Annotated in this window: 13 protein-coding genes; 12 read left to right on the top strand and 1 reads right to left on the bottom strand. The window is 41.7% G+C overall.

The window, feature by feature from the left end:
- The first annotated feature begins 43 nt into the window (after positions 1-43).
- Positions 44-6106 (top strand): S-layer homology domain-containing protein, encoded by a 6063-nt coding sequence (locus tag HQN88_RS38490; RefSeq protein ID WP_173119007.1) that lies wholly within the window; start codon positions 44-46, stop codon positions 6104-6106.
- A 102-nt stretch (positions 6107-6208) separates the two neighbouring features.
- On the opposite strand, the gene HQN88_RS37410 is transcribed toward HQN88_RS38490, so the two are convergent.
- Positions 6209-6850 (bottom strand): aminotransferase, encoded by a 642-nt coding sequence (locus tag HQN88_RS37410; protein WP_216855867.1) that lies wholly within the window; start codon positions 6848-6850, stop codon positions 6209-6211.
- A gap of 238 nt (positions 6851-7088) precedes the next feature.
- On the opposite strand from HQN88_RS37410, the gene HQN88_RS28770 reads away from it, so the two are divergent.
- From HQN88_RS28770 to HQN88_RS28720, 11 genes are all read left to right on the top strand, one after another.
- A complete protein-coding gene (locus tag HQN88_RS28770; protein WP_056612830.1) occupies positions 7089-7379 on the top strand; it encodes a YerC/YecD family TrpR-related protein in 291 nt (96 codons plus the stop codon).
- A 139-nt stretch (positions 7380-7518) separates the two neighbouring features.
- Positions 7519-8301 (top strand): sirohydrochlorin chelatase, encoded by a 783-nt coding sequence (locus tag HQN88_RS28765; RefSeq protein ID WP_173119005.1) that lies wholly within the window; start codon positions 7519-7521, stop codon positions 8299-8301.
- Between the two features lies 1 nt (position 8302).
- Entirely contained in the window at positions 8303-9283 is a 981-nt protein-coding gene (locus HQN88_RS28760; RefSeq protein WP_173119003.1) for a diacylglycerol kinase, read from the top strand.
- Positions 9284-9486: 203 nt separating this feature from the next.
- Complete coding sequence (gene rlmD / locus HQN88_RS28755) at positions 9487-10917, top strand: 23S rRNA (uracil(1939)-C(5))-methyltransferase RlmD (protein WP_246320514.1); 1431 nt, start codon at positions 9487-9489, stop codon at positions 10915-10917.
- A 246-nt stretch (positions 10918-11163) separates the two neighbouring features.
- A complete protein-coding gene (locus HQN88_RS28750; RefSeq protein ID WP_173118999.1) occupies positions 11164-12405 on the top strand; it encodes a DNA cytosine methyltransferase in 1242 nt (413 codons plus the stop codon).
- Complete coding sequence (locus tag HQN88_RS38190) at positions 12392-14602, top strand: ATP-binding protein (RefSeq protein WP_173118997.1); 2211 nt, start codon at positions 12392-12394, stop codon at positions 14600-14602. The genes HQN88_RS28750 and HQN88_RS38190 overlap by 14 nt, the downstream gene beginning before the upstream one ends.
- Before the next feature lie 1560 nt (positions 14603-16162).
- A complete protein-coding gene (locus tag HQN88_RS28740; protein WP_246320513.1) occupies positions 16163-18133 on the top strand; it encodes an McrB family protein in 1971 nt (656 codons plus the stop codon).
- Positions 18105-20510, top strand: a complete 2406-nt coding sequence (locus HQN88_RS28735) for a restriction endonuclease-like protein (RefSeq protein WP_173118995.1) — start codon at positions 18105-18107, stop codon at positions 20508-20510. The genes HQN88_RS28740 and HQN88_RS28735 overlap by 29 nt, the downstream gene beginning before the upstream one ends.
- A 16-nt stretch (positions 20511-20526) precedes the next feature.
- Positions 20527-20856 (top strand): nucleotide pyrophosphohydrolase, encoded by a 330-nt coding sequence (locus tag HQN88_RS28730; protein ID WP_173118993.1) that lies wholly within the window; start codon positions 20527-20529, stop codon positions 20854-20856.
- Positions 20857-20875: 19 nt separating this feature from the next.
- Complete coding sequence (locus HQN88_RS28725; RefSeq protein WP_173118991.1) at positions 20876-22843, top strand: DUF2075 domain-containing protein; 1968 nt, start codon at positions 20876-20878, stop codon at positions 22841-22843.
- Positions 22844-23008: 165 nt separating this feature from the next.
- Positions 23009-25771, top strand: coding sequence for an AAA domain-containing protein (locus HQN88_RS28720; protein ID WP_173118989.1), 2763 nt, complete (start codon positions 23009-23011; stop codon positions 25769-25771).
- Positions 25772-25880 lie beyond the last annotated feature (109 nt).

Below are 25880 nucleotides of genomic sequence, written 5' to 3'. Positions count from 1 at the left end.
GAGATAGATTAACAATCATTTGATAATGAGAGGGCGTTACTACGTGTATAAAAAAGATTTAAAACGATTGGTATCCGGGATGACTGTATTCGGAATGATGTTCAGCATGCTGGCGCCTATGGCAGTTGCAGCGGACAACGGCGTTCAAGTTAGCGCTGTGGACTATTCGAAGGTGCCGAAGCTGCTGATTACAGAGCTGGTGCCAGATACGACAAATGTCACTGGCGTTTCTTCAGATGCTTATGAGTTTGTTGAGGTGTACAACAATTCAGACAGAACGCTGGACTTCAAAGATTACAACTTGGTATACCGTAATGCAGGTGCAGATACAATTTGGCCAGCTTCGTATAAACAAGTACCTTACGGGAGTATGCCGATTCCAGCGCAATCCTCTATCGTATTTTGGGTAACGAATGCAGATAATGTGGAAGAAACACCAGCAAAGTTTAATAGTACCTATAGTTCCAACCTCCAAGAAGGTGTGAACCTCTTCCGTGTGGAAGGCGGGGGCGGAATGAGTAATGCAGGTCCTCGAGATTTGGTTATCCAAGAGAAAACCGGCAGCGATATTTCCATTGCGAGTTATCAAAATGATAATCAAACGAAACCCAATAAAGGTATTTTCTATAAGTCTCCTGCAAATGGCTCGAAAAATATGGTGATGTACGGTTCAGGTGAAGATACAACTCCAGCTAATGCAACACCAGGCGTTATCGATCCCACTCAAGTACCACCAATCCCGCGGACGTATTCGGAGCCTCCTGTAATTAACCATACGCCGGTTACGCAAGCGGATCAAAAATTGGATGTAACGCTGCAAGCGCAAATCTCCAATCTTGAGCAGAGTGAATCCGTATCCGCGGCTGTTTATTTTAAAACAGGTTCTCAGGCTGCATATGATTCTGTACCTATGACGGTACTAGGCTCCACACAGTATCAAGCAACGATACCTAAGGAAAAGCTGATCGACACGCCATTGAAGTATTACGTTCAGGCAGATGACGGTTATAGTACGATACGATCCAACGTGTATAGTGCGACCGTGGCTATCGATAAAACGGATTTCACCAAGATCCCATCGCTTCTGGTAACGGAAATTGTACCCGATTCTAAGAATGTGGGCACCGCGGATGGTTATGAGTTTATTGAAGTATACAATAATACGGATAAAGCCATGAATTTCAAAGATTATCAATTGATTTACCGTTATCCAGATACGGGACCTGATGCAGATGTCATTTGGCCAGCAGACAAAGAAGACACGATCATTCCTTCGAAAGGGACACTAGTCTTCTGGGTAATCAATGCTCAAAATGAGGGTACTCCTGTGGATGCCTTCAATGCGAACTACCATTCTAATTTGGTTGAGGGTACCAATCTTGTACGCATACATACGGATGGTATGGCAAATAGCGGAAATCGAGGAATCGTAATTGCTACAAATACAGGTGTTGAAGTCTCATCCGCGTACTACGTATCAGGCGATGCCAAGCCAGATATGGGGATATTGTATAAATACCCGGTTAATGGCAGTACAACGATGACGAAATATAGCTCGGGAGGAGTAGTGGCGGCAACGCCTGGAACCCTTGACCCGATTCAAGCTCCGATCCAAAGCGTAATTGTAAAGCAAGATACGATCAAGCCGACGTTAACCGATTTAACAAAAGAGACCAGTATGGATCAATCCAAGGATCTTGAGATTATCGGCGATGCCAAAGATGAAACATCGATAAAGACCGTAGCGCTCTATTATAAAACCGAAAAACAGTCGAATTATACGAAGAAGTATTTGAAAGAAAGCTTTGCAGATACGTTATATCATTATACGGTTTTCTCACCTGAACTTATTGGTAATGCTTACTTAGATTATTACTTTGTTACTTCAGATGGTCAGAATGAGAGCACATCGAATACGAAGCGCGTTGCCATTACAGGTGGCTCAGATCACTCAGCCCTGCGTCTGAATGTGAAAGACGGCGATGTGATTGCCAAACCCAAAGTGATTAGAGGAACAGGCGAAGGGTTAAGTGCAGATGATCTGCAGCTTGCCATTGATGGCAAAGCACTAACACAATCGACCTATCATGCGGTTGAACATGACGCGTATATTGCCTTCGAAGTGACGGGTGTAAATTATTATTTTAAAAATGCTATCACACAAGATAAGGACATTCTCTTTACATTCCAAGACACTGTGAATAGCTATACAACACTGTCTACGAAGATTCAAGCGGACAGATTGAAGGAAGGCAGCAACGTATTTTCGATCCGAGCGGGTTCGAAGGCTTCGCCTTTCGATGACCGACCAGCGGAGAATAAAGATAATTTTGACGTGAAGAACGTACGTTTAGTACTGGCTGATGGTACGGTGATTTATGATGCGAAGAACAATGATCCGGCCAAGGTTATTAAAATGGGAGATTCTTCAGGGAAACCTCCAGTAGTCGATTTCGACTTCAACATTCCTGCAGATAAGTTGGCATCCAAAGCTTATGTTTGGGATACTGCAGCTACAAATGATGGTCAACATCAGATTACAGTGAGCCATGGTAATGACAAGGCTACATCAACAGTGACAGTCGATAATACAGCTCCAGTGATCCAACCTTCCGTTGAAGAAGGCGTCATGTACCGTGGCGACTTCAGCCTGGATGCCGTTATAACTGACGCATTTGCTGGCGTGGACAAGGTAGAGACTACCCTCGACACCCTGCCAATCACGTTGCCATATGCCACATCATCTGCAAAGCTTCCAGGTGGGATGCATGTATTCAGCATCAAGGCTGTGGATAAAGTAGGTAACGTGCAAAATGTGACGATTAATTTCGAAGTGCCGAATGAAAACCCGAATTTGCCTGAACAATTGACACCAGGGCAAGGCGCTGTAGGCGTAGATCGTAATGCTCCGTTGAGCGTTACAGTTTCCGATCCCATGAATGATGAAATGAACGTAAACTTTAACCAAGGTTTTAAATACGATGCCAGCGTGCAGGGGCAATTTGCCGGGTTCCGCAACGCCGTAGACACCGAGCCTCCTAGACAGGCAAAGCCGGACGGTGAGACCGCCTTTACGCAAGATGATTACACGAAAATTAGTGCGTTAGATGGCCAATATCTGGTCGATGATTCTGACGAGAAATTCCCGTATCAGCGATTTGAAATCTCGTTGGACGATGCGGTCAAGAGCACGGATAAAGTGGAAATTAACTGGAAAGGCAAGTCGCTGGAAGGCCGGAAAGTTACTTTATATGCATGGAGTCCTAGCGGTCAAAAATGGAACGCACTAAAAACAGTTATAGCGGGCACAGCTGATTTTGAGCTGCAAGCTACGGTAGATGCAGGTACGTATGCCAACAACAAGAAGATTCAAGTGATGGTTCAGGATGAAATTGCAGCAACGCAAGTTCAAACGAATGCAGAAGCGACAGCGGATTATGATTTTTCATTTGTATGGATGTCGGATACGCAGTATTACTCGAGGACTTATCCGTATATCTATCAAGAGATCGTGAAATGGATTGCGGATCACAAAGTAGATAACAAGATTAAATATGTCATTCATACCGGTGATATCGTAGATATCGCAGACCAAGAATATCAATGGATAGAAGCAGATAAAGATATGAAGGTTTTGGAGAAGGCCAACATTCCTTATGGGGTACTGGCGGGTAACCATGACGTGGGTCATCAAAACAATGATTACAGTTACTATTCCAAATGGTTCGGGGAAGATCGCTTCAAGGATCAGCCAACGTACGGCGAATCTTACGAAAATAACAAAGGCCATTATGACCTTGTATCCTCGAACGGTAATGATTTTATCATCGTTTACATGGGGTGGGGTTATGGTGACAAGGAGATTGACTGGATTAACGAGGTTTTGAAAAAGTACCCGAATCGGAAGGCGATTTTGAACTTCCATGAGTTCATGCTGGTTTCCAATAACCGTGCACCGATGGCGGAAAAAGTATTCGAACGTGTGATCAAACCGAATAAGAACGTTATTGCGGCGCTTTCTGGCCATTATCACGATGCGGAGTTGAAAGTCGACGCGATTGATGATAACAACGACGGAGTAGCCGATCGTAACGTGTATCAAATGCTTGCTGACTACCAAGGGGCACCAGAAGGTGGACTTGGATATATCAGACTCATGCAGTTTGACATGGCACATGGCAAAATAAACATGAAAACTTATTCACCGCATTTGGATGATTACAATTACTATGATCCAGCCGAGTATCCTGGCAAAGATGAGTTTTCCATTGATTTGAATTTACAGCCTGTTACGAAACGTGTTGCTACGGACTATTTCGGAGTGAACGTGTATACGGATCATGTAATCGGCAGCATGAATCATGTGAAGAGCGGTGAGGTTGCAGGGGCCATTTGGAAAAATCTAGCGCCACTGACTAGTTACCAATGGTATGCTGCAGCCACAGATATGTATGGCGGGGTGAAGAAGTCAGATATTTGGAAATTTACTACGGGGACAACATCGACTGAATATATGACCGGTCTAAGTCTCAGCAGCGGAGATCTGAACGAGCCCTTCTACTTCTCAAGAACAAGCTATACGCAAAGTGTGGTTAACAGTGTTGATAGCTTGACAGTCACGCCAACGCTTACCAACGAACAAGCAAGCGTAACGGTGAACGGAAAGACGGTACGAAATGGTCAAGCGAGTGAAGAGATTCCGTTAAGCCTAGGAGACAATACGATTACGATTGTCCATACAGCAGCGGACAGTTCGACTAGAACCTATACAATCCATGTTACAAGGATGAGTAACAATGTCTTGCTTTCCAACATCGCTGTTAATCAAGGCAGCTTGAATCCGGCATTCTCTGCGTCCCAACGTGATTATGCGGTAGGCGTATCTAATTCTGTCTCTGAAGTTAATCTATCCATAACCAAAGAGGAACGCGATCAAAAGCTTACAGTAACAGGTGCCGAGTATACAGCTGTCACAGACAATGTATATGCCTACAAAGCGGCTAATCTAAAGGTCGGGGCTAACCCAATTGAAATTATGGTCGAAGCGCAAGATGGTACGAAGAAGCCGTATAACCTGACGGTTTACCGTGCTGAAGATTCATCGTCGGAACCCTATTATCCAACACCACCAACGACACCGATTGACGATAAAGTGACCTCGACAGATGGTACGCTTACACTTCCAATTGGAAAAACGGGCGAAGTGAGTTATAAGGATGAGGTTTCTATCTCGATTCCGGCGAATGCTTCAACGAAAGAATTGAAGTTAACCATTGAAAAATTGTCAGGAACAGATAAGTTATTAACGAATCATGAGGTTCTAGCAAGTCCAATCTATGAGATTCTCAAAAACTTTACAGAGAACTTCAGTAAACCGGTTACGTTGACGTTTGCTTTCGATCCTACAAGTGTGAAAGCCGATCAACGAGCATCTGTCTTCTACTTCGATGAAGTCAATCAGAAATGGGTGGAAGTCAAGGGTGGTAAAGTCAATGGTAATCATATTACTGTAGACGTTAATCACTTCACCAAATATGCGGTCATGGCTACTTCCAAAGAAGATGGTAAGCCTGAATCAGATGGATCGAATCTGACTGATATCAAAGGACATTGGGCAGAGGCTAGCATCCGTGAATTGATTGGGCAAGGAGCGATCAATGGCTATCCAGACGGTAGCTTTAAACCGGAAGGCCGCATTACAAGAGCAGAATTCGTCTCTATCGTTGTCAAATTCTTAAAGCTCGGCGATCAGGGCGGTAAAGCATTCAGCGATACGACAAACCATTGGGCTAAGAATGCCATTGCCACAGCGGCAGCCAATGGGATCATCTCAGGGTACACAGATACGACATTTGGTCCGGATGATACGATTACCCGAGAACAAATGGCTGTCATAATTGTACGGGCAGCACATATGAATGATAAAGGCACAGATGGCATGGAATTCACCGACAACTCAGCTATATCGGAGTGGGCGCAGGCGGCAGTAGCTGTCTTGACTTCGAAGGGGTTATTGAATGGTTACCAAGACGGCACCTTGAAACCGCAAGGGATCTCAACGCGTGCAGAAGCTTCAGCAATTATTTTAAGATCATTGAAAAAATAGCAACATGTAAAGAGGCTCCTCCGTCTATGAAGACGGGGAGCCTTTTACGAATGTATTGGCTTAGATGAGATGAAAAGATGAGAAGAGATGGGACGAATAAAACTATCTGCGCTTGCGCTTAGCCGTGCCGGATGTGGAGCGGCCTTTGCGCCTTTTGCCTGAGCCGGATTTCTTACGGCGCTTGCGTTTCGGACGGAAGACCTCTTCTACGTCTCCGGAGGCGACCTTTCCTTTGCCGATAGAGCCAAAGAGGGTCTTCACCATCGGTGCCATTTGCTGAAACGTCGACATGAACTTTTGAACCTTACCCATCGTGCCGATGATGCCGTCAATACCACCCATCCGCTCAACGAAGCCGGAGATTTGCTTAATATTTAAGCCGCTCAGCGGGTTCGAAGAACCTCCAGCGGCACCACCGCCGCCGCCGCCAAGGAGATTGCTCAGGAAGTTACCACCGCCACCGCCACCACCACCACCACCGGCGTTTCCTCCGCCACCGCCAAATAAACCACCGCCTGCATTGCCGCCACCGCCGCCGCCGAAGAAGCCTCCACCGGTATTGCCGCCAGCAGGAGGGCCGCCGAAGAAGCCACCTCCGCCTTCAAAGCCGCCGCCACCGAAGGGATTGCCAGCGCCTAAGCCTGGGTATTGACCAAAGCCCTCCCCGGGAAGGGTTAAGCTCCTTGTTTCTACTTCAGGACGATTTCCGCCATTACCAATAATTTGTTGTCTTGGGTTGGTCACTAGGATTCACGATCCTTTTTATCAGATTTGTCTCCTACAGGATATGTCACTTGCCTACCTTTGGTATGGACGAATGTCACGGGTCTTGGGGATTTGTTGCTATTTAGCCAATTAACGCATAGAAATTTTAACGTTCTGCAATCCTAAAGGAAGGAATTGCTTAGGACGTGTCGAATGATACACAGGAGCTTAGAGAACCATGAAGCCAACATGCTTTTTGACCGGGAGTTGACAGCAGATGCAATTAAAAAAATTAAATGATAAAGCCATAGACCAGCTTTTCGAAGCTGTACTAACGTTGAAAGATATTGAAGAGTGTTACGTCTTTTTTGACGACTTGTGTACCGTGAATGAGATTCAGTCGCTGTCCCAGCGCCTTGAAGTGGCTCGTATGCTGCGCAAAGGATGCACGTATAACCAGATCGAAGCGGAAACAGGGGCGTCAACAGCAACCATTTCGCGGGTCAAGAGGTGCCTGAATTACGGGAACGATGGTTATGTGTTGACATTGGATCGTTTGAATCGTTAAATAATACCTTGCAGAATCCTGTATTACCTCGTGTAATGCGGGGTTTTTCTCTGTTTAAGCAGGCTTCAAATTGACATAGGTGACCACTTTCGTTAGCATAGGAAGATAGGCTTAGTACGTACGGGTGGGGGAAGTTAGAATGAGGTTATATGGTGTGCTGGTCATTAGCCATGGATCCCGTGATGAGGGCTGGGTTCAGCTGGTCGAGGATGCCGTGAATACGGTTCAAGTACCTGATGCCATGCCCATTTATGCGTCATATTTGGAACTCGTCGAGGGTAAATTGATACAAGATGGCATTTATAGCTTAGAGGCGCAAGGCGTGACCGATATTATCGTAGTTCCGTTGTTCGTGTCCTCTGGGAGTACACATATTGATGAGATCAGCTACGCGTTAGGGGTTATTGCCGAGCCTGTGCTCGAAACCGACATGGAGCTCTTAGACATACGTGCGCGGATTCACTTCACATCGCCGATTGATGATCATCCCGATATTGCAGCTATTCTTTATGGCAAAATCGCAGAGCTTTCCGAGTCGCCAGAGGAAGAGATTCTGCTATTGGTAGGGCATGGGAGTAAGGAAGATGGCTTCCACCAGAAGTGGCGCCAAGGACTTGCGCAGCTCGCGGAGCGGGTTAGAACGCTGGGCGGCTTCGCCGAGGCGGATATTGCTATGCTTTTGCCGGATCAATTAGCAGAGAAGATGGCCTGGTGGGCCCGTGAGAAGCCAGCGTATAAGGTGATTGTTGCACCGCTTTTTCTGAGCGAAGGGTATTTTACACAGAAAGTGATTCCTTCCCGTTTGGAAGGGTTAACCTATAAGTATCATGGACGGGCCTTGTTGCCGAGTCCGCAAATTTCCAAATGGATGGAGGGGCAGATTGCCTCCGTATTCCCATACGATGAACAGGGGATGAAATAGAGTGGTCAAACGAGCACGATTGATCTATAATCCGACTTCAGGCCGGGAAGAGATGAAAAAAAGATTGCCTGAAATTCTCCAACGCTTAGAGCGCGGCGGGTTCGAGACCTCCGCTCACGCGACTATCGGTGAAGGAGATGCCACACTCGCAGCGGCAGAGGCCGTGAGTCGCGGGTTCGACCTAATCATCGCAGCGGGCGGTGATGGTACGATTTGCGAAGTCGTCAACGGCATGGCCGAAAGAGAAGGCAGACCGCCACTCGGCATTTTGCCGCTCGGGACGACGAATGATTTTGCGCGTGCGCTCGGTATCCCCAAGAACTTGGAGTATGCCTGCGACCTCATCATTCAGCAGTATTCAACCTCGATCGATGTAGGCAAAATCAACAACCGCTACTTCATCAACATCGCTGGGGGCGGCTCGATGACCGAGCTGACGTATGAAGTCCCGAGCAAGCTCAAAACCATGATCGGCCAGTTGGCCTATTATATGAAGGGACTCGAGAAGCTGCCTAGGCTCAAGCCAATCGAGCTCTATATCAAAGCCGGTGATCGCGAGATGCATGAAGAAGTCATGCTCTTCCTCGTGGGCAACACCAACTCCGTAGGCGGTTTCGAGAAGTTAGCACCGGAAGCCAACATTAACGATGGTATGTTCGACGTCATTATTTTGAAGAAATGCAACCTGGCAGAATTCATCCGTATCGTATCACTGGCACTGCGCGGCGAGCATTTGAGTGATCCGAATCTGATCTATTTTCAGACCAATCATATCGAAATTAATTCCCCGGACTACGTTCAGTTGAACCTCGATGGAGAGTTCGGCGGGACATTGCCTTGCGTAATGACGAATTTGCAGAGCCATTTGCAGGTGATCGTGGATGAGTCCGGTCAGTCCATTTATAAAAAGAAATTTCTTGAGGCTTTGACCACGCCGTTTCATTTGAAGGGGCATGGAAATGGGCATGATGAGCATGAGTAGGGGAAAAGGCTAGTGCCAACCCTCCCACTTGGAAGGTTAAAAGATGAAGTGAGGTTATTATGAAAACAAAAGGTACATCTGGCTCCGCGCCAGGTAAACATAGAGGTAGTGGCAGGTCGGGATCTGCTGGAAGAGCGGGGAATTCGGCGGCTGGTAACAGAGGGAATGGAAATAGCAAAGGGAAAAAAGAAGTGCCAGCTTGGATGGCAGGCTTGCCTGTGCAAATCGGACAGCAATACGAGGCTGAGATCATCGGAATCAGCCATGATGGCGAAGGGGTGGGCCGTGTGAACGGCTTTACCCTTTTTGTCGCGGGGGCGCTGCCGGGTGAGCGTGCATTGGTTAAGGTAGGGCATCTGAAAAAGCAGTATGGGTATGCTTCTTTGGTAGAGCTGCTTTCGGTGAGTTCGGATCGCATTGCTCCCGACTGTGTGATTTATGATGAATGTGGCGGCTGTCAGCTGCAGCATTTGAGCTATGAGGCGCAGTTGCGCGTGAAGCGGCAGCAGGTTGTGGATAATTTGGTGCGGATTGGGAAGTTGGCGGTGGCGGGAGAGCCGACTAGCGGCCAAGCTACTAATAATGAAGATCAAGATCAAGGGATTGTTGTTCATCCTACGCTTGGGATGACCGATCCGTGGAGATATCGGAACAAGGCTCAGGTTCCTTTTGGGGAAGAACAGGGTGGCCTCATCGGCGGATTCTATGCGCAGGGCAGCCATCGCATTATCGACATGGAAGAGTGCCTGATTCAGCATGCGGCTAACGACGAAGTCGTGGCACGTGTGAAAGAGATCGGCTCACGCTTAGGGATTCGTGCGTACAGTGAAGAGACAGGGACTGGGCTGCTGCGCCATGTCGTCGTTAAAGTCGGCTTCCGCACGGGCGAGGTCATGGTCGTTTTGGTTACCAATGGTGCGGAGATTCCGCGTGCGGATGAGTGGATTGCTGGCATTCGCGAGGCTCTGCCTGCGGTGAAGAGCATTTGTCATAACATTAATGTGAGACAGACGAATGTTATTTTTGGGGATGAGACGCGCGTCCTGTGGGGCAGCGAGGTCATCTATGACTATATCGGCGAAGTGAAATTTGCTATTTCCGCGCGATCCTTCTTTCAAGTGAACCCCGTCCAGACGGAAGTCTTGTACGGGAAGGCAGTGGAGTACGCCGCGTTGACAGGCGATGAGGTTGTGGTCGATGCCTACTGCGGCATCGGCACGATTTCCCTGTTCCTGGCGCAGCGCGCGGGACAGGTGTACGGCGTCGAGATCGTCGAAGAGGCGATCTCCGATGCACGTAAGAATGCCGAGTTAAACGGCATGACGAACGTGCACTTCGAGGCAGGACCTGCCGAGGTCGTCCTGCCGGAGTGGACACGTCAGGGCGTTCGGCCTGACGTGATCGTGGTCGACCCGCCGCGCAAGGGCTGCGACCCGGCGCTGCTGGCGACCATCCTCGAGCTGCGGCCGCGGCGCGTGGTGTACGTGTCGTGCTCCGCATCGACACTCGCGCGCGACCTGCGCGTGCTGGTCGATGGCGGGTACGGCGTCGCGGAGGTGACGCCGGTGGATATGTTTCCTTGGACGGTGCATGTGGAGAGTGTTTGTTCATTAATATATAAGGGGTTCGAGTAATCAAGGAATTTAGTTTGGGACGAGATGGGGATACGTGATATTCTTGTCCTCAATTTCTTTTGCTGGCGAGGGAATATTTTGATTTGCTGTTTTAGATTATCCGCGATGAAGTGTATCACCAGTAGGGCGGAAAATTAACTAGATTAACTGATTATAGAGTCAAGAGGCATATTGAAAGGGAAAAGAAAAAATAAGTCGAATTATATCAAATATAATTCAATAACTACTATGTTATTAATGAGGTGCATGGAAATTAGCATTAAAAAACCAATTGCAATTGATCTTTTTTCTGGAGCAGGTGGGTTAACTTTAGGTTTTGAAATGGCAGGTTTTTCAGTGAACGCGGCAGTTGAAATGGATGAGTTTGCTATTAAGGCGCATTTAAAGAATTTCCCTCATTGTGAAGTTGTTGATGAAGACATCAATCAAGTAAGTGGTGAAGATTTATTAAAAATATTGAAAGTTAATCAGGGCGAAGTAGATGTAATAATCGGTGGTCCCCCATGCCAAGGATTTTCATTGGCAGGAAAGAGATCACTAGACGATGTGAGAAACGAGTTACTAAGTCAATACGCTCGAATTGTGTTGGAAGTTATGCCTAAATTTTTTGTAATGGAGAATGTAAAAGGCTTACTTTCATATAAATCAGGCGAAGTCCTACAATCTTTTATTAGCAATATGTCAAAACACTATTCGATTATATCTCCAGTCAAGGTTCTTAATTCGGCAGATTTTGGAGTGCCACAAAGCAGAGAAAGGCTTTTTATTATAGGTGTTCGATTGGATTTAAACTATAAAATAGAGTACCCTTCAGCTACTCATATTAGACCATCAGATGCAAGATATCTATTTCATCCAATCTATAAGAATCATGCAAGTGAAGAAAAATCAGGAGAGTTACTTTATTGTCCTACTGTAGCTGATGCGATTAATGATTTACCCAATCCTGATTTATATTCTGAACTAATTGAGGGAGATACCATAGAGAACATAATAGAAGGAGAATATCTCTCAAGCTATGCCCAAGTAATGAGGAAGTCTATTCAGCTAGAAGACGATCAGTCCACCCCTAGGTCAGATTGGCAAATGAATCTAATTACAAATACCAAAAGAACAAAACATGATCAAAGAATTATTAAAGAGTTCATGGAGCTAAAACAAGGCGAATTGCATAAAAGCCGAAGAAAGAGATTAGAAGCAAATGGACTATCTCCCACAATTCGAGCTGGAACGAAAAGCGACAAGGGTTCGTATACTGCATTAAGACCGATTCACTATAAACTACCTCGTGTGATAACCGTAAGAGAGGCAGCTAGATTAATGAGTTTTCCTGATTGGATGATTTTTCACGAAACAAAGTGGCATGGCTTTAGACTCGTAGGTAATGCTGTCCCTCCGTTATTGGCAAGGGCAGTAGCAAAAATTATATATGATGTAATACAAAAAGGGACTACCACAAGAAAGGAATTAGTCTATGAAGGTACATAAAATTGAGCTTCCTATTTCTTCTAAACTTTTTTGGACAATGGGAAATCAGAATCTTACTATAGGCAGAGCTATCGCAGAGTTTATTGATAATTCAATAGATGCTAGAATGGGCACTACCAAAGTAATTGTGGAACTCTTAGAAAAAGAAATTATTGTTACTGATAACTCATGTGGCATGGATCTGACTAGTTTAGTTAGTGCACTTACACCAGCAGAAAGTAGTAAAACTTCAGATTTAACAGTCGGAGGATATGGCTTTGGTTTAAAAACTGCATCTGCTTTTTTAGGGAATAGTTTAGAAATAATTACTGCTACAAATGATATGGAAACTGCGTTGCATGTTAGACTTGAGAATAACAATGGAGAATTGAGTGCCACTGATTACTCCACCGTTTGGGAAATTGAAGTGATGGAAGTCCCGAAATCCTTTGTACAGGGAACGATAATTAAGATAACAAATTTAACTCGACCAAGATATAAAAATGATGTAGAAAACGTTAAAGCCCATTTTTCGAAAACGTTTTCAAGATTTTTACAAAGTGAAGAGCTTGAACTAGTTATTGAAGACTATCGAATAAAATCATATATCTTCGATCCTTACTGGAGCGAAGAGTTTAGTTTCTCAGTTAATAACATGTCTGGACAAAATTGCAATGTGTCCGGTTGGGTTGGCGTTTCAAAGTCACCTGAAAATTCCACAACATCCAAAACAGATAATGGATTCCATTTATATCTTAATGGACGCCTTCTAAATTATGGTATTTGGATCGGTTTGGATAGACATCCTGAGATGCGACTATTAGTTGGAGTAATTAACTTACAAAATTTTAAATCAAATGTAACCAAAACAGAAATTATCAGTGACTCGCAGGAATATATAATGTTTGAAGAAACATTTAATGAGTGGTTGAAGAAGAACAATATTAGAAAGCTTATTGATAAACATACTAAAGAGTTAATTAAAAGCAGGAAGAATAGCGCAGGGGGACCAGGTGTAGGAGCCGCCACAGGAGGACCAAGTGTAGGAACCGCCACAGGAGGACCAAGTGTAGGAACCGCCGTAGGAGGACGACCAGATGTAGGAGACGCAGGAGGACCAGGTGTAGGAGCTGCAGGAGGACCAGATATAGGAACCGCAGGAGGACCAGGTGTAGGAGCTGCAGGAGGACCAGATATAGGAACCGCAGGAGGACCAGGTGTAGGAGCCGCAGGAGGACCAGGTGTAGGAGCCGCAGGAGGTCCAGGTGTAGGAGCTGCAGGAGGACCAGGTGTAGGAGCCGCAGGAGGACCAGATGTAGGAGTCGCAGGAGGACCAGGTGTAGGAGCCGCAGGAGAACCAGGTGTAGGAGTCGCAGGAGGACCAGGTGTAGGAGCCGCTGCAGGAGGACCAAGCGTTACGGGGCAAGCTAACCCCAAAAAACCGCCAGAAATTAAACTCATAAATGGGGCTGAAAACGGTACTGTTGTTTTAAATATCTCAAGCTACTTTAATGCAAAGGATTTTGTAGAAGCAAGAGACTACATTGGCAATCTACTTCCGTTGACAATTTCTCATAATTCAAAAGCAATGGATATTAATAAAGAAGGAGAATATATATTAATTTATACTGCAATAGATAACTTATCGCAAAAATCAAATAAAGAGTTAATGTTTATTATAGTAGACCCCAACAAAGTCCATAGCAATCAAGAAACAAAAAAGTATAATGTGAATGTAGCCGCGCACTATTTTAGATTTTCTAAACAAGAGTTTGATAGTTTTCACTTTCCTACGGGGGAATTATCCACTAAGTTACAAGAGGTTATTAGGGAATTAAATAATCTAGAATTTAATGAGAACAAAATCGCTGTAGTATCACTATTTAGAATACTTATAGAACTTTGCAGTAGAAAAGCATGTATATTTTACAATATAACATTCAATGAAAAAAGTGGATTGTCATCGAATGTCCACATGATCTTAGATCGGTTAAGAAATAAACTTCCACAAAATAAAGTTGGTGACTCGAAATTTCAAAATGATATACCACTAAACGATAAATTAGCCAAAGAATTTAATAACTTTATTAAAAAGGACTCAATAATAGATATGCTTAATTTATATATGCATACTGAAAGGCGTATATCTGATCAAGTTAAAGATTACTGGGACGGAATGAAGCCTTATATGGTAGCATGTTTAATGTTATCTAGCTGATTTTTAAAAATAACTAAGGTGGGTTAGTAAAGTTTTAGTATATTTTTTTATTTATTAGGACTGCGGAAATTTCATTGACAGCTCACGCATAAGAAGTTTTTGGGAACCTGTTCCAATAGGGTCTTTAGAGTACCATGATTGTAAGAAAAATAGAACTGACAAATCAACGCATATGTATCTCACTCAGAACGCGTGGAGTGCGATACACTTTTAAGAATTAGTTAGATTAACAACATCAAGAACAAGTACTATCTAAAAGTAGTGCTTGTTTTTTTATATTCCTCAGTACAAATTCTTACCAAAAAGAATAATGTTAATGATACAATTACCTATGCTATTTCATATCTTTTAATGTTATTAAACGTCTCGCTCACTTCAATACATATCCTTCTAATCGAAAAGTGAACATACAAATGGAATCAATACTTAATAAAATCATCCAATTTCGTGATTATCGGGATTGGAAGCAATTCCATAACTGAATAGATTTCTGTAACACTAGAGCCAGTGAATGAATTGCAAATTTCCAAGGGAAAGAAAGTTCTGAGGCTTTAAATAAGAATATTAAAAATATGAATTGGTTGATGTTTTGATTTCTAGAGGGATAGACTTCATTCTAACTGGACTAGATGAAAATACATCATTGAATTGTTCCACAAATTAACTACGTTAATGCCCTACCACATTACTTATATAGTGAATTTGATGTTCTAATTGTCGATATAGGTTGAACGGAAAAATCAGGTCTATTCAAAGATAAAGACGAGAATTAAATTAAAGAAATCATTTATGCTCTTCGATTCTCTTTTTTTACAGACTAACATAGTGTTGTTTACAAGATAAAGGTAATAAGGATCTGATCAAGAAATTTGCGGAACAATTTTGCGCAGAGATTGTTGAAATGGAATTAGAGTCACAATTTCGCTGTAACGGTTAAATGGTTACTTGGCTTGGTTGGATGATGGACTAGAGATACGTGAAAGAGCTAACTATGATGGTTTTGCCTTTGAGTTTGATTTTCAAATCTTTGATGACCCCAACGTACTTAGGGAAAGATCATCGAAAAAAATCAAATTGATAATAAAGCGAGAGTTGTTAGGGGGATCTAATCTAGAGGGATGGAAAGGTTGTAACTGATCCATTTAAGCGAGCCAAGACGGATAAGTCATTGTTAGAATTCAAGTAGTTGTATAAAGAAGACAAGGAGCAAGGAATTAAGTCAGCAGATCAGATTATAAAGTATACATACCATGCTTTGATGACAAGCGGATTAGAAGGTTGTTATGATTTTACTGCATGTATCAACAACTGAGACTTTATCTTGCCAATAGAATGAATAGAGCCACGGAGAATATCTATAGATTAAACTATCATGACTTATCAATGGCTGCAAGAACAACTGACTTATCAATTATTGCGATAAAAATGGATATACAAATATCTATGACGGTTCAGGAGTATAGACAGAGTCAGAGTATGGAAGTCGAAGGAGCTTAAATAATCTTGAAAAGTCAAAATTATAGGCCAAATAAGATGATTAATGTAGTGGGGGAAATATAATTGAGATTTGACGATTTAATAACTAGAGATTTCTTTCAAACCTATGAGGATATTTCTACAGCAATTAACGGAATTCAAAGAAGCGATGTAACTCTTGAAGAGAAGCGGGAACAAATGAAAGTATTACGTCATAAGTACGAAAGTGTTTTGGTTAATTTTAATAAGTTAGCATTAAAGTTTGGTGAATTCTTTCTGGACAAATATAGACTGGCTGATCATTTAATTACAGCGAGAATCGGTAGTCCCACGCCATACGGAAACCAGCCAAAGGATTACCTATGGTCTGGGATTTCAATAGATAAAGATAAGTCTTACAGTTTTCAATACTCTTGGGTGTTCCAAAAAGGAACCTTTGAGATTACATTCTGCTTTGGTTCTGGTGGTTCTTCGTCAGGTAGAATTGAAGCTTGGAAAAAAGAAGCGAAAGAAAAAAGAATGCGGCTATTAGAAAATAGATTCTTAGATTTACTTTCTCAGCCTTCCAATCGTGAAATAGTAGAAAAGTTAATTAATGAAGAGAACTTTGTTCTAACAGCAGAGTGGTTAAATACTAGTAGTAAAGATATATCCAATATAGATGAATTCCTAATGCGAATAAGAAGCAAAACAGGTGCCAAATGTGGAATTACACGCTATTTTAAGGAAGAGGAGCTTCTATCGAGCGGATTTGAACTTGAAAAGAAAATAAGTGACTATTTTGAAATTTTCCTTCCAATTTGGGAGCAAATGCACGATGTTAATACAAATTATAAGATCTCTGATATTGAAGAACTTGAAGAGGAGTATGAAGAAGAAGGGTCTCAGCTGGTGGATTCACTAACGGTAATAGAGCGAGTTGCCACAATTAAAAATTTCATCGCCAACAAAGGCTTCATGTATCCTGACCATTGGATAGAGAATTTCTTCCTATCTCTAAAAACGAAACCATTCGTCATCCTTGCAGGGGTGTCAGGTACTGGTAAAACGAAGCTAGTGAAGCTGTTCGCTGAGGCTGTTGGAGCAACGGCGAGTAATGGCCAATTCTCATTAGTACCTGTTCGTCCAGATTGGAGCGATCCTTCGGATCTGTTGGGGTACAAGGATTTATCAGGGACTTTTCGTCCGGGGAAGTTAACGGAGATATTGGTTGAGGCTTCTAAGCCGGGTAACCAACATAAGCCATATTTTATCTGCTTGGATGAGATGAATTTGGCTAGGGTTGAGCATTATTTTAGTGATTTATTGAGTGTACTTGAGACGCAGGAGTGGCGTAATCAAAGGATTGTAACAACGCCACTTATACATAGAGACTCCTTACAAAATGAGTCAGATAAACAGATGTACGGCAATCTCTATTTGCCAGACAATGTGTACATCGTAGGAACGGTAAATATGGATGAGACTACGCATCCTTTTAGCAAAAAGGTATTAGATCGTGCGAACACAATCGAGTTCAATTACATTGAGCTTGGTCAATATCCTTCGTTGGAGGATCTCGCAGATCGTACGGATGCTCCCATTCCTCCTAATTCATTATTACGGAGCGAGTATTTGCAGCTTGTTGATGTGTACAGGGACTATAAGCAGCTAACGGAAGATACGACTGAGTTATTGGTTAAAATCAACGGGATTTTGGAGCAAATTCATTCACATGTAGGGTTTCGTATTCGGGATGCGATATGTTTTTATATGATTTATAACGAACGATTTGGACTGCTAAGTAAGGAGGCTGCGTTCGATATGCAGTTGCTTCAGAAGATTTTGCCTCGTATACAAGGTAGTAATGCTTCTGTGAAAAATGCTTTGCTACAATTAATGCAAGTGGCTCAGGATCGTAGCCTACCTCTTTCGGAATACAGAGAAGATGCTTCTAAGCTTTATCTTTCGATGGAGACATTGGCAGCGTCCAAATATCCACATAGTGCACGGAAAATTGCCTTCATGCTACGGAGGTTAGAAGAAGATGGATTTACCTCATACTGGATCTCTTAATCAGAGTAGGGAATTGCTGCGGATTGAGACGAATCTGTTTAATCTCTATATTCAGGGCAAACCGTTTCATCCTACTGTTGAGACTTTGAATCTTCATCGTAATGTGGATCAGGAATGGGTGGATGCGCATTTTCATGCTGCTTCGCTTACAGATACACTTACAATTGAGACGATTGCTGTTTTCAACCATGAGGATGGGGGTGTAAGGAGCTGGAGCTCGGGGGATGTGTGTACGCCAACTTTTTATGAGACGCAGTCCTATGAGCTGGTGATCGAAAAGAAAACGGATGTTTCTTTATCCTTTTTCCATGATAATGTTCATTTGAGGCAGGCTGTTAAACCGCTAGGGAAGATGATTCTGTCGGGGATTCTTAATTTTCAAAATGAAGTCGGTCAGTCCGAACTTGAGCTTCGTTTGAACGGGGAAGCTATTTTTCGCCTTCAGCTAGAGATTTTCCCAGCGAAAATTGATTATAAGAACGACTATCAAATGATACTTAATGACGTTAATGCACAGATTTATAATTTATCTTTTGATTTTTTGCGCAAAACATTTAACATGACTGGTCTGAAAGAGACGAACCATCAGAGTTTGACGGAGTATTTTACGATCCTTCAGCATATCTTTACGCAACTTGTTCAAGCTGTTGAACGCATTAAGCTCTCGCCACATTCCAAGCTTCAAAGCGAGAATCGCCTGGTAGACGCTGCACGTGTCAAAAGAGCTGGTAAAGAGAACATCAGCTTTCTAGCAAAACGTCCTCATCTATTAATGAAAGATTTGAGTAACGGGGTTATTTCAGTAAATGGAGAGCGATATACCCCGACTCACTTGCTAGAGAGCAGGCGCCACGTTAATTATGATACGGCTGAGAATCGTTTTGTGAAATGGGTGCTTTTACGTATTGGGCAAAAGCTTAAGGACATTAAAACACGTTTGGCGCAGAAAAGCCGCGTGGAAGATCCTGAACTTACGAAGAAATTGAATCTAATGATGAGTCATGTACAACGGCTGTTGCAGCATGATTTTCTAAATGTGGGTGAGATGAGACAACTGTCGATATCCTTGGTCTTGCAAATGGCATCGGGGTACCGAGAGGTTTATCGTTATTATTTAATGCTATTAAAAGGTTTGTCGATCCAGAATGATCTATTCCGACTATCGATGAAAGATCTGGCTCAACTCTATGAATATTGGTGCTTCTTGAAGATTCACCACCTTTTAAGCAAAAAATATGAACTACTGAAACAAGATATTATTAAACTTAATCGGAGTGGGCTATTCGTCACACTGGATAAGTCGCAGCAGGCTAAAATGGAGTATAGGAATCCTGTGAATGGCGAGATTTTCACGCTGTTTTATAATGCGCTGCCTAAGGGAGATAAGAGTCCGACGCTTTCTCAGCGGCCAGATAATGTCCTGACTTTGAAGAAGAACGATGCCGCGGCAGAGTATAAATATATTTTCGATGCGAAATACCGGATTAATCCGGCATATGAGGGGACTCCGTATTTTGAAAGGTACCGGATGCCGGGACCGGAAGAAGATGATATTAACACGATGCATCGTTATCGGGATGCAATTGTGTATTCGGAGGGGCAAGGCCAAGAGTACGAGCGGAGCATGTTTGGGGCTTATGTGTTGTTTCCCTATCATGATGAAGAGCAGTTCCAGCAGCATAAGTTTTATAAAAGTGTAGAGCTTATCAACATTGGTGCTTTTCCCTTTTTGCCGAATTCAACGAGCTTGATGGAGAAGTTTTTGGACGAGATCATTATGGATAGTCCCGAGAAGGCTTACGAACGTACGACTAGGCCCAGGGGTACGAAGGAGTATTACAAAGATAAGATGTCTGGTAAGAATGTTTTGGTAGGTGCATTGAGTAAAAAGCCTCAGCTGGAGGCTGCTTTGGAGCATGGTTTTTATCATACGCCTTTGCGTAATATAACGGACCATAAGGTGTTGACTCACATAGAGTACGTGGCGTTGTATCAGTCTGCTCGTTTTTTTAGTAAAGAGGAAGCGGGTATATCTTGGTATGGTAGAGTGAAGGGTTGGAAAGTTGTTCCACGTTCTGCGATAACTGAAATTCCCTCAAGTCGAGGTGCGACGAATGATTTATATGTCGTTTTTGAAGTGGATAAGTGGGTCCAAAGAGAGACGGCCATTGTTCCCGCAGGACATGGAATTTATCGGATTTTATATACATCGGATTATATATTTAATAGGGCTAAGGAAGTGTCGGAGTTACGTTTGGAGACGGAAGAACAGCTTCGCGATTGGCGAGAGAAACGGCGTTTGGGTAAGGTTCGAGTGACGTTGGATCGGGAGCATGTGGATCAGGGGAGTTTGGTTGTGGGGATTGATGTGGAGTAGGATGGAGGATAAAGATATGGATGCTATCATAAAGAATATCATTGAATTTCGCGATGAGAGAGATTGGAAACAATTTCATAACGCCAAAGATTTAGCTATTTCGCTAACCTTGGAAGCAAGTGAACTACTTGAGAATTTCCAATGGAAAGAAAGCGGCGAAGCTGTAGATAGAAATAAAGAGCAGATTCAAGATGAGCTGGCTGATGTACTGATCTACGCCCTTATGATTGCTCATGATCTAGAGATTGATGTCAAACAAGCCATTCTACATAAATTAAAGAAAAATGCTGAGAAATATCCCATTGAGAAATTTAAAGGTACATCTAAGAAATATACTGAGGGATGAGAATAGAGGGCATGATTCTATGATTATTTATGAGGCTACCAAGGAAGAGTTTATGAATCATGTGACCGAAGATAGTATCGCGTTAAGGATTCATGATGTGTTAGTAGAAAAGATTGGCGGAACTTCTGCTAGTGAGATTAACTCTTGGAATAATTCAATGAATTATATGTATAAAGTACTTAATACGACAGATATTCCAGATGATATTACAATTGCAATTGAGTATAAGGTTCCTGCTAACTCTAGAAGAATAGACTTCATACTCACTGGATTAGACGCAGATAATCAGAGTTCAGTCGTCATTATTGAGTTAAAACAATGGCAGAATTTAAGTAGTGTTGATAAAAAGGATGGCATTGTGCAAACGTATCTTGGTCGTCGTTTAAGGGAAACGACACATCCATCCTATCAGGCCTGGTCCTATGCCAAGTTAATCACAGAATATAATGAGTCGGTAAGGAACGAACAAATCTCTATTTATCCTTGTGCTTATTTGCATAACTATGTAAAACCAACCCAAGATCCATTAACAAATGAGCAGTACGAAAAATATGTGACAGAAGCACCCGTTTTTACTAAAGGAGATGCCTTAAAACTAAGGAGCTTTATTTCTCTCTATATCAAGAAGACAGATCGAAAGAAACTGTTGTATCTTATTGAACACGGGAAAATTAAGCCATCGAAATCACTTCAAGACGCCTTAGTAGGAATGTTAGCTGGCAATGACGAGTTTACGATGATTGACGAGCAAAAAGTCGTATATGAAACAGCTATTCAAATGGCTGTTGAAGCTCAAGATAGCAATAAGAAGCAAGTACTTATCGTTGAGGGTGGACCGGGAACAGGCAAATCTGTTCTTGGAATTAACCTTCTAGTTGAGCTCACTTCTCGCGGACTCTTATGTCAATATGTGACTAAAAACAGCGCTCCTAGAGAAGTGTACACCAAGAAACTCCAAGGAAACCATAAGAAATCATATATCAATAATATGTTTAAGGGATCTGGTGTATATTACGAGTCATTACATAACGAACTTGATGTACTAATTGTGGATGAAGCTCACAGGCTGAATGAAAAATCAGGGCTTTTCAAGAATAAAGGTGAAAACCAAATGAAAGAAATTATTCATGCGTCAAAGTTTTCTGTCTTTTTTATTGATGAGTATCAAAAGATTTCAATACATGATATTGGCAATAAGGAGCAAATAAAAAGGTTTGCCACCGAGTATGCTGCAGAGGTCATTGAGATGGAGTTAGAATCGCAATTCCGTTGTAATGGCTCGGATGGATATTTAGCTTGGTTAGATGATGTATTAGGCATTCGTGAGACAGCGAACTTTGATGGGTTTGATTTTGAGTATGATTTTCAAATCTTCGATGACCCTAACGAACTCAGAAGACAAATAATTGAGAAGAATCAAATTGATAATAAAGCGAGAATTGTTGCAGGTTACTGTTGGGATTGGAAATCCAACGGGAAAAGTAATAGTGATATTCACGACATAGTTATTGCAGAGCATAATTTTAATATAAGTTGGAACTTGGATAATACGACAACGTGGGCAATTGATCCAGAATCGGTGGAACAAGCTGGGTGCATTCATACTTCACAAGGGCTTGAATTTAATTATGTTGGTGTCATTATCGGAGAAGACTTACGCTATGTGAATGGCGTATTAATAACAGATCCGTTTAAGCGTGCAAAGACGGATAAGTCACTTTCAGGATTTAAGAAAATGTACAAAGAAGATAACGATCGTGCGATAGGAATAGCTGATCAGATCATAAAGAATACATATCGTACTTTAATGACTAGAGGGCAAAAGGGATGCTACATTTACTGCGTTGATCCAGAGCTGAAAGCTTATTTGAATCAGAGAATGAAGAAAAAGCAAGAGTTAGTATATATGCCTTACACAGGTGGTCTGTTGCTTGCTGCTGAAGAAGCTGCGGGGTATCAGTCAAAAGATTATGAGGGAAATGAATGAATATCTAAAAAGATCATCTGGATAACAGGTGATCTTTTGTTTTGTGACCTTTGTCGTTTTTTTGAGGATATTGGAGAAAAAAGGGATATTAAGTTTAATTGTGGAATTAAACATTAATAATGTTAGGATATTTTTTCCAAAACAATGAAAAAGGATTTGGCATATATGGATTCGCAAAAATACTTAATCTTAATTGATGATGAAGATAAGACATCAGGGATCGAATCATTTATTGATGAAGGCTCGAGAGTTAAAGTGAAATACCAAGGTAAGAGTATGGAGTATCCCTATAATAAAGAAAGAATTACTGTTCTAGAGAATCCATTCCATGTGGACGTTTCGGATAAGTTTTTTTATTACAAAGAAAGTCAACTATTTGAAATCAAGGAAATGTTAGTTTTCGGTGAAAAAGCTAAAGTCATATTCAAAGCTGGTCACGCACAAGTATTTGATTATAGAAATATTGTAGTAGATAGTTCAAATCGTGGACCTACTAAATTTCAGAGGCTCTTACATTACTGGTCCGAAATCTCACAATATACGAAGACAGATGACGAAAAAGATGCTTTCCTGATGAAAGAATTTGCAAAACTTAATTATATAAATCCGCAAAGTATACTGTTCAGCTATATGAACCAGAGCAAAATCAAAATTGAGCATTCTCCTGATAGAAATACCATATTCCCATTCAGGTTTAATTTAAGTCAAAAAAAAGCCCTCGAAAATGCTTTGGAAAGTAACTTATCCGTTATTGAAGGTCCACCTGGCACTGGGAAAACACAAACCATTCTTAATATCATAGCAAATCTGGTGATGCTCAATAAAACAGTTGCTGTAGTATCTGGAAATAACGCAGCTGTTCAGAACGTTAAGGATAAGTTAGTAAAGGATGGCTATGAGTTTTTCGTAGCTTCATTAGGGAAAAGCGAAAATAAGAAGAAATTTTTTCAGGAAACACCTAAATTTAGGGATTTAAGCTGGGAAAGCGACATTGAAGAATTGGAGTTAGTTACGACACTAAGAGAACTGAACGATCGAATTAATCATTTGCTAGAGTTGAATAATAAAAAAGCGATATTACAGCAGAAGCTGTCTGCTTACCGGTTGGAGCAAGAGCATTTCGAGAGTTATTACAGTAATCAAAATCTTGAAGCTATTCATAAACTCCCTTTCTACCGTAAGAGCCCAGAAGGTATTATATCTTTTTTGGCTGATCATCATATTGCAGTAGAAAAAGAGAATTCAGAGCATTTTTTCTATAAACTAAAGATGCTCTGGAAGCATGGTTTTAGGGATTTCAAAGCATTAAAAGAACAAGAAGTGGGTTACATCATCAATTTGCAGAAATATTATTATAGGTTAAAAATAGAAAAGGTAGAGCACGAAATCGCAACTATTCAAAAGGAGTTAGATGGAGGCTCATTTGAACCGTTGCTGAAGAGACACGAGGAATTGTCTATTAAGCTATTTAGACATAAATTGAATCAGAAATATTCACACATCAAGCAAGTGAAAATGAATGAAAAATCATATAGAAACAAAGGTAACTTTGAAGATTTTATTGCGCACTTTCCCGTAATTTTGAGCACAACACATTCGTTAAGAAATTGTATTCCTGAGGGTTTTTTATTCGATTACGTAATTATTGATGAATCTTCACAAGTTGACTTGCTTACGGGTGCTTTAGCTTTATCATGTTGTAAAAATGCTATTGTAGTTGGAGATATGAAACAACTCCCACAAATTGTTGATATGGACATAAAACAGAAAATCACCTCTGACGAAGTAGAAGAGTCCTATGATTATTTTAAGCAAAATGTTCTATCATCTGTGATGAGAGTATTCGAAAGCTCAGTACCAAAAGAGTTGCTGAAGGAACATTACAGATGTCATCCTCAGATTATAAATTTCTGCAATAAGAAGTATTATAACGAGGAGTTAATTCCTTTTACTTATGGGAATGAGAGTCAGAGCCCACTAGTCCTTATTCGTACGGAAAAAGGAAATCACATGAGAAGGGTAACTCGCGGTGCGGATAAAGGTAATTTTAACCAAAGAGAGTTAGATGTAATTGTACAGTTCTTAGAGAATCCACAGAGGTTTGTAGAAAATTCAGAAGATATAGGGTTTGCTGCACCTTATCGTAAACAAGTAAAGACAGCTGTTTCCCTACTAGAATCACATATTGAAGCGGATACGGTACACAAGTATCAGGGCAGGGAAAAGTCAGTCATGTTATTTTCTACTGTCTTGGATCACTCATTTATGGGTAGGTTTGGCATCCCTTTTGTCGACGATCCTTGTATAATTAATGTTGCTGTATCAAGAGCTAGAGACCGATTCATCCTTGTTACTGATCACACTTTATTTGAAAATGAAAGTAAGGAAGTCAGTGATTTAATTCGATATATGGAATACAGTGCACTGGATGAAAACATTATTCAAAGCGATGTTATTTCTGTATTTGACTTGTTATATAAGGACTTTTCAGAGAAACTGATAGACTTACAAAGCAGATTATTAAATGCATCTAGATTCAAATCAGAAAATATTATGTGGACTTGTATTCAAGATTTATTAGTGGATTCAGAGTTCAAATGCTTTAGAGCGGGAACACAGATTTTGTTGAAAAATCTATTTAGTGATACAGATCTACTTACGGATAGAGAAAAGAGTTATGTGAAATATAATGCTTCTGTTGATTTTGTTATCTATCACACTCTGAATAACAAACCTGTTCTTCTTATAGAGGTTGATGGGTTTGCTTCTCATGCCAATAACCCGGAACAGTTAGTGAGAGACGAAATGAAAGATAGCATCATTAAGAAACATGATGTAGCTTTTATTAGATTTCCGACAACTGGCAGCGGTGAGATAGAGAAGCTTAGATTAAAATTTAAAGAGGTAAAGGATAGCATTTACGGATAATCTATTTTACGAATTTGACGAGCGTGATGAGAATTTTTCAGTCTAGATTAATATAGATAAACTGTGGATCAGGGGAGTTTACTTGTAGGGGATTAAAGTGGAATAGTAT

Source organism: Paenibacillus qinlingensis (assembly GCF_013204845.1).
Taxonomy (GTDB): domain Bacteria; phylum Bacillota; class Bacilli; order Paenibacillales; family NBRC-103111; genus Paenibacillus_E; species Paenibacillus_E qinlingensis.
Note: the sequence above shows the minus strand (reverse complement) of the source record. Positions and strands in the feature narration are given on the sequence as shown.

What these genes read in the sequence shown, in the direction of transcription:
- HQN88_RS28770 (WP_056612830.1), top strand. Translation starts at nt 7,089, where the DNA reads ATGCAATTAAAAAAATTAAATGATAAAGCCATAGACCAGCTTTTCGAA.
- HQN88_RS28765 (WP_173119005.1), top strand. Translation starts at nt 7,519, where the DNA reads ATGAGGTTATATGGTGTGCTGGTCATTAGCCATGGATCCCGTGATGAG.
- HQN88_RS28720 (WP_173118989.1), top strand. Translation starts at nt 23,009, where the DNA reads ATGGATTCGCAAAAATACTTAATCTTAATTGATGATGAAGATAAGACA.
- HQN88_RS28735 (WP_173118995.1), top strand. Translation starts at nt 18,105, where the DNA reads ATGGATTTACCTCATACTGGATCTCTTAATCAGAGTAGGGAATTGCTG.
- HQN88_RS28725 (WP_173118991.1), top strand. Translation starts at nt 20,876, where the DNA reads ATGATTATTTATGAGGCTACCAAGGAAGAGTTTATGAATCATGTGACC.
- HQN88_RS28730 (WP_173118993.1), top strand. Translation starts at nt 20,527, where the DNA reads ATGGATGCTATCATAAAGAATATCATTGAATTTCGCGATGAGAGAGAT.
- rlmD (WP_246320514.1), top strand. Translation starts at nt 9,487, where the DNA reads ATGGCAGGCTTGCCTGTGCAAATCGGACAGCAATACGAGGCTGAGATC.
- HQN88_RS38190 (WP_173118997.1), top strand. Translation starts at nt 12,392, where the DNA reads ATGAAGGTACATAAAATTGAGCTTCCTATTTCTTCTAAACTTTTTTGG.
- HQN88_RS28750 (WP_173118999.1), top strand. Translation starts at nt 11,164, where the DNA reads ATGGAAATTAGCATTAAAAAACCAATTGCAATTGATCTTTTTTCTGGA.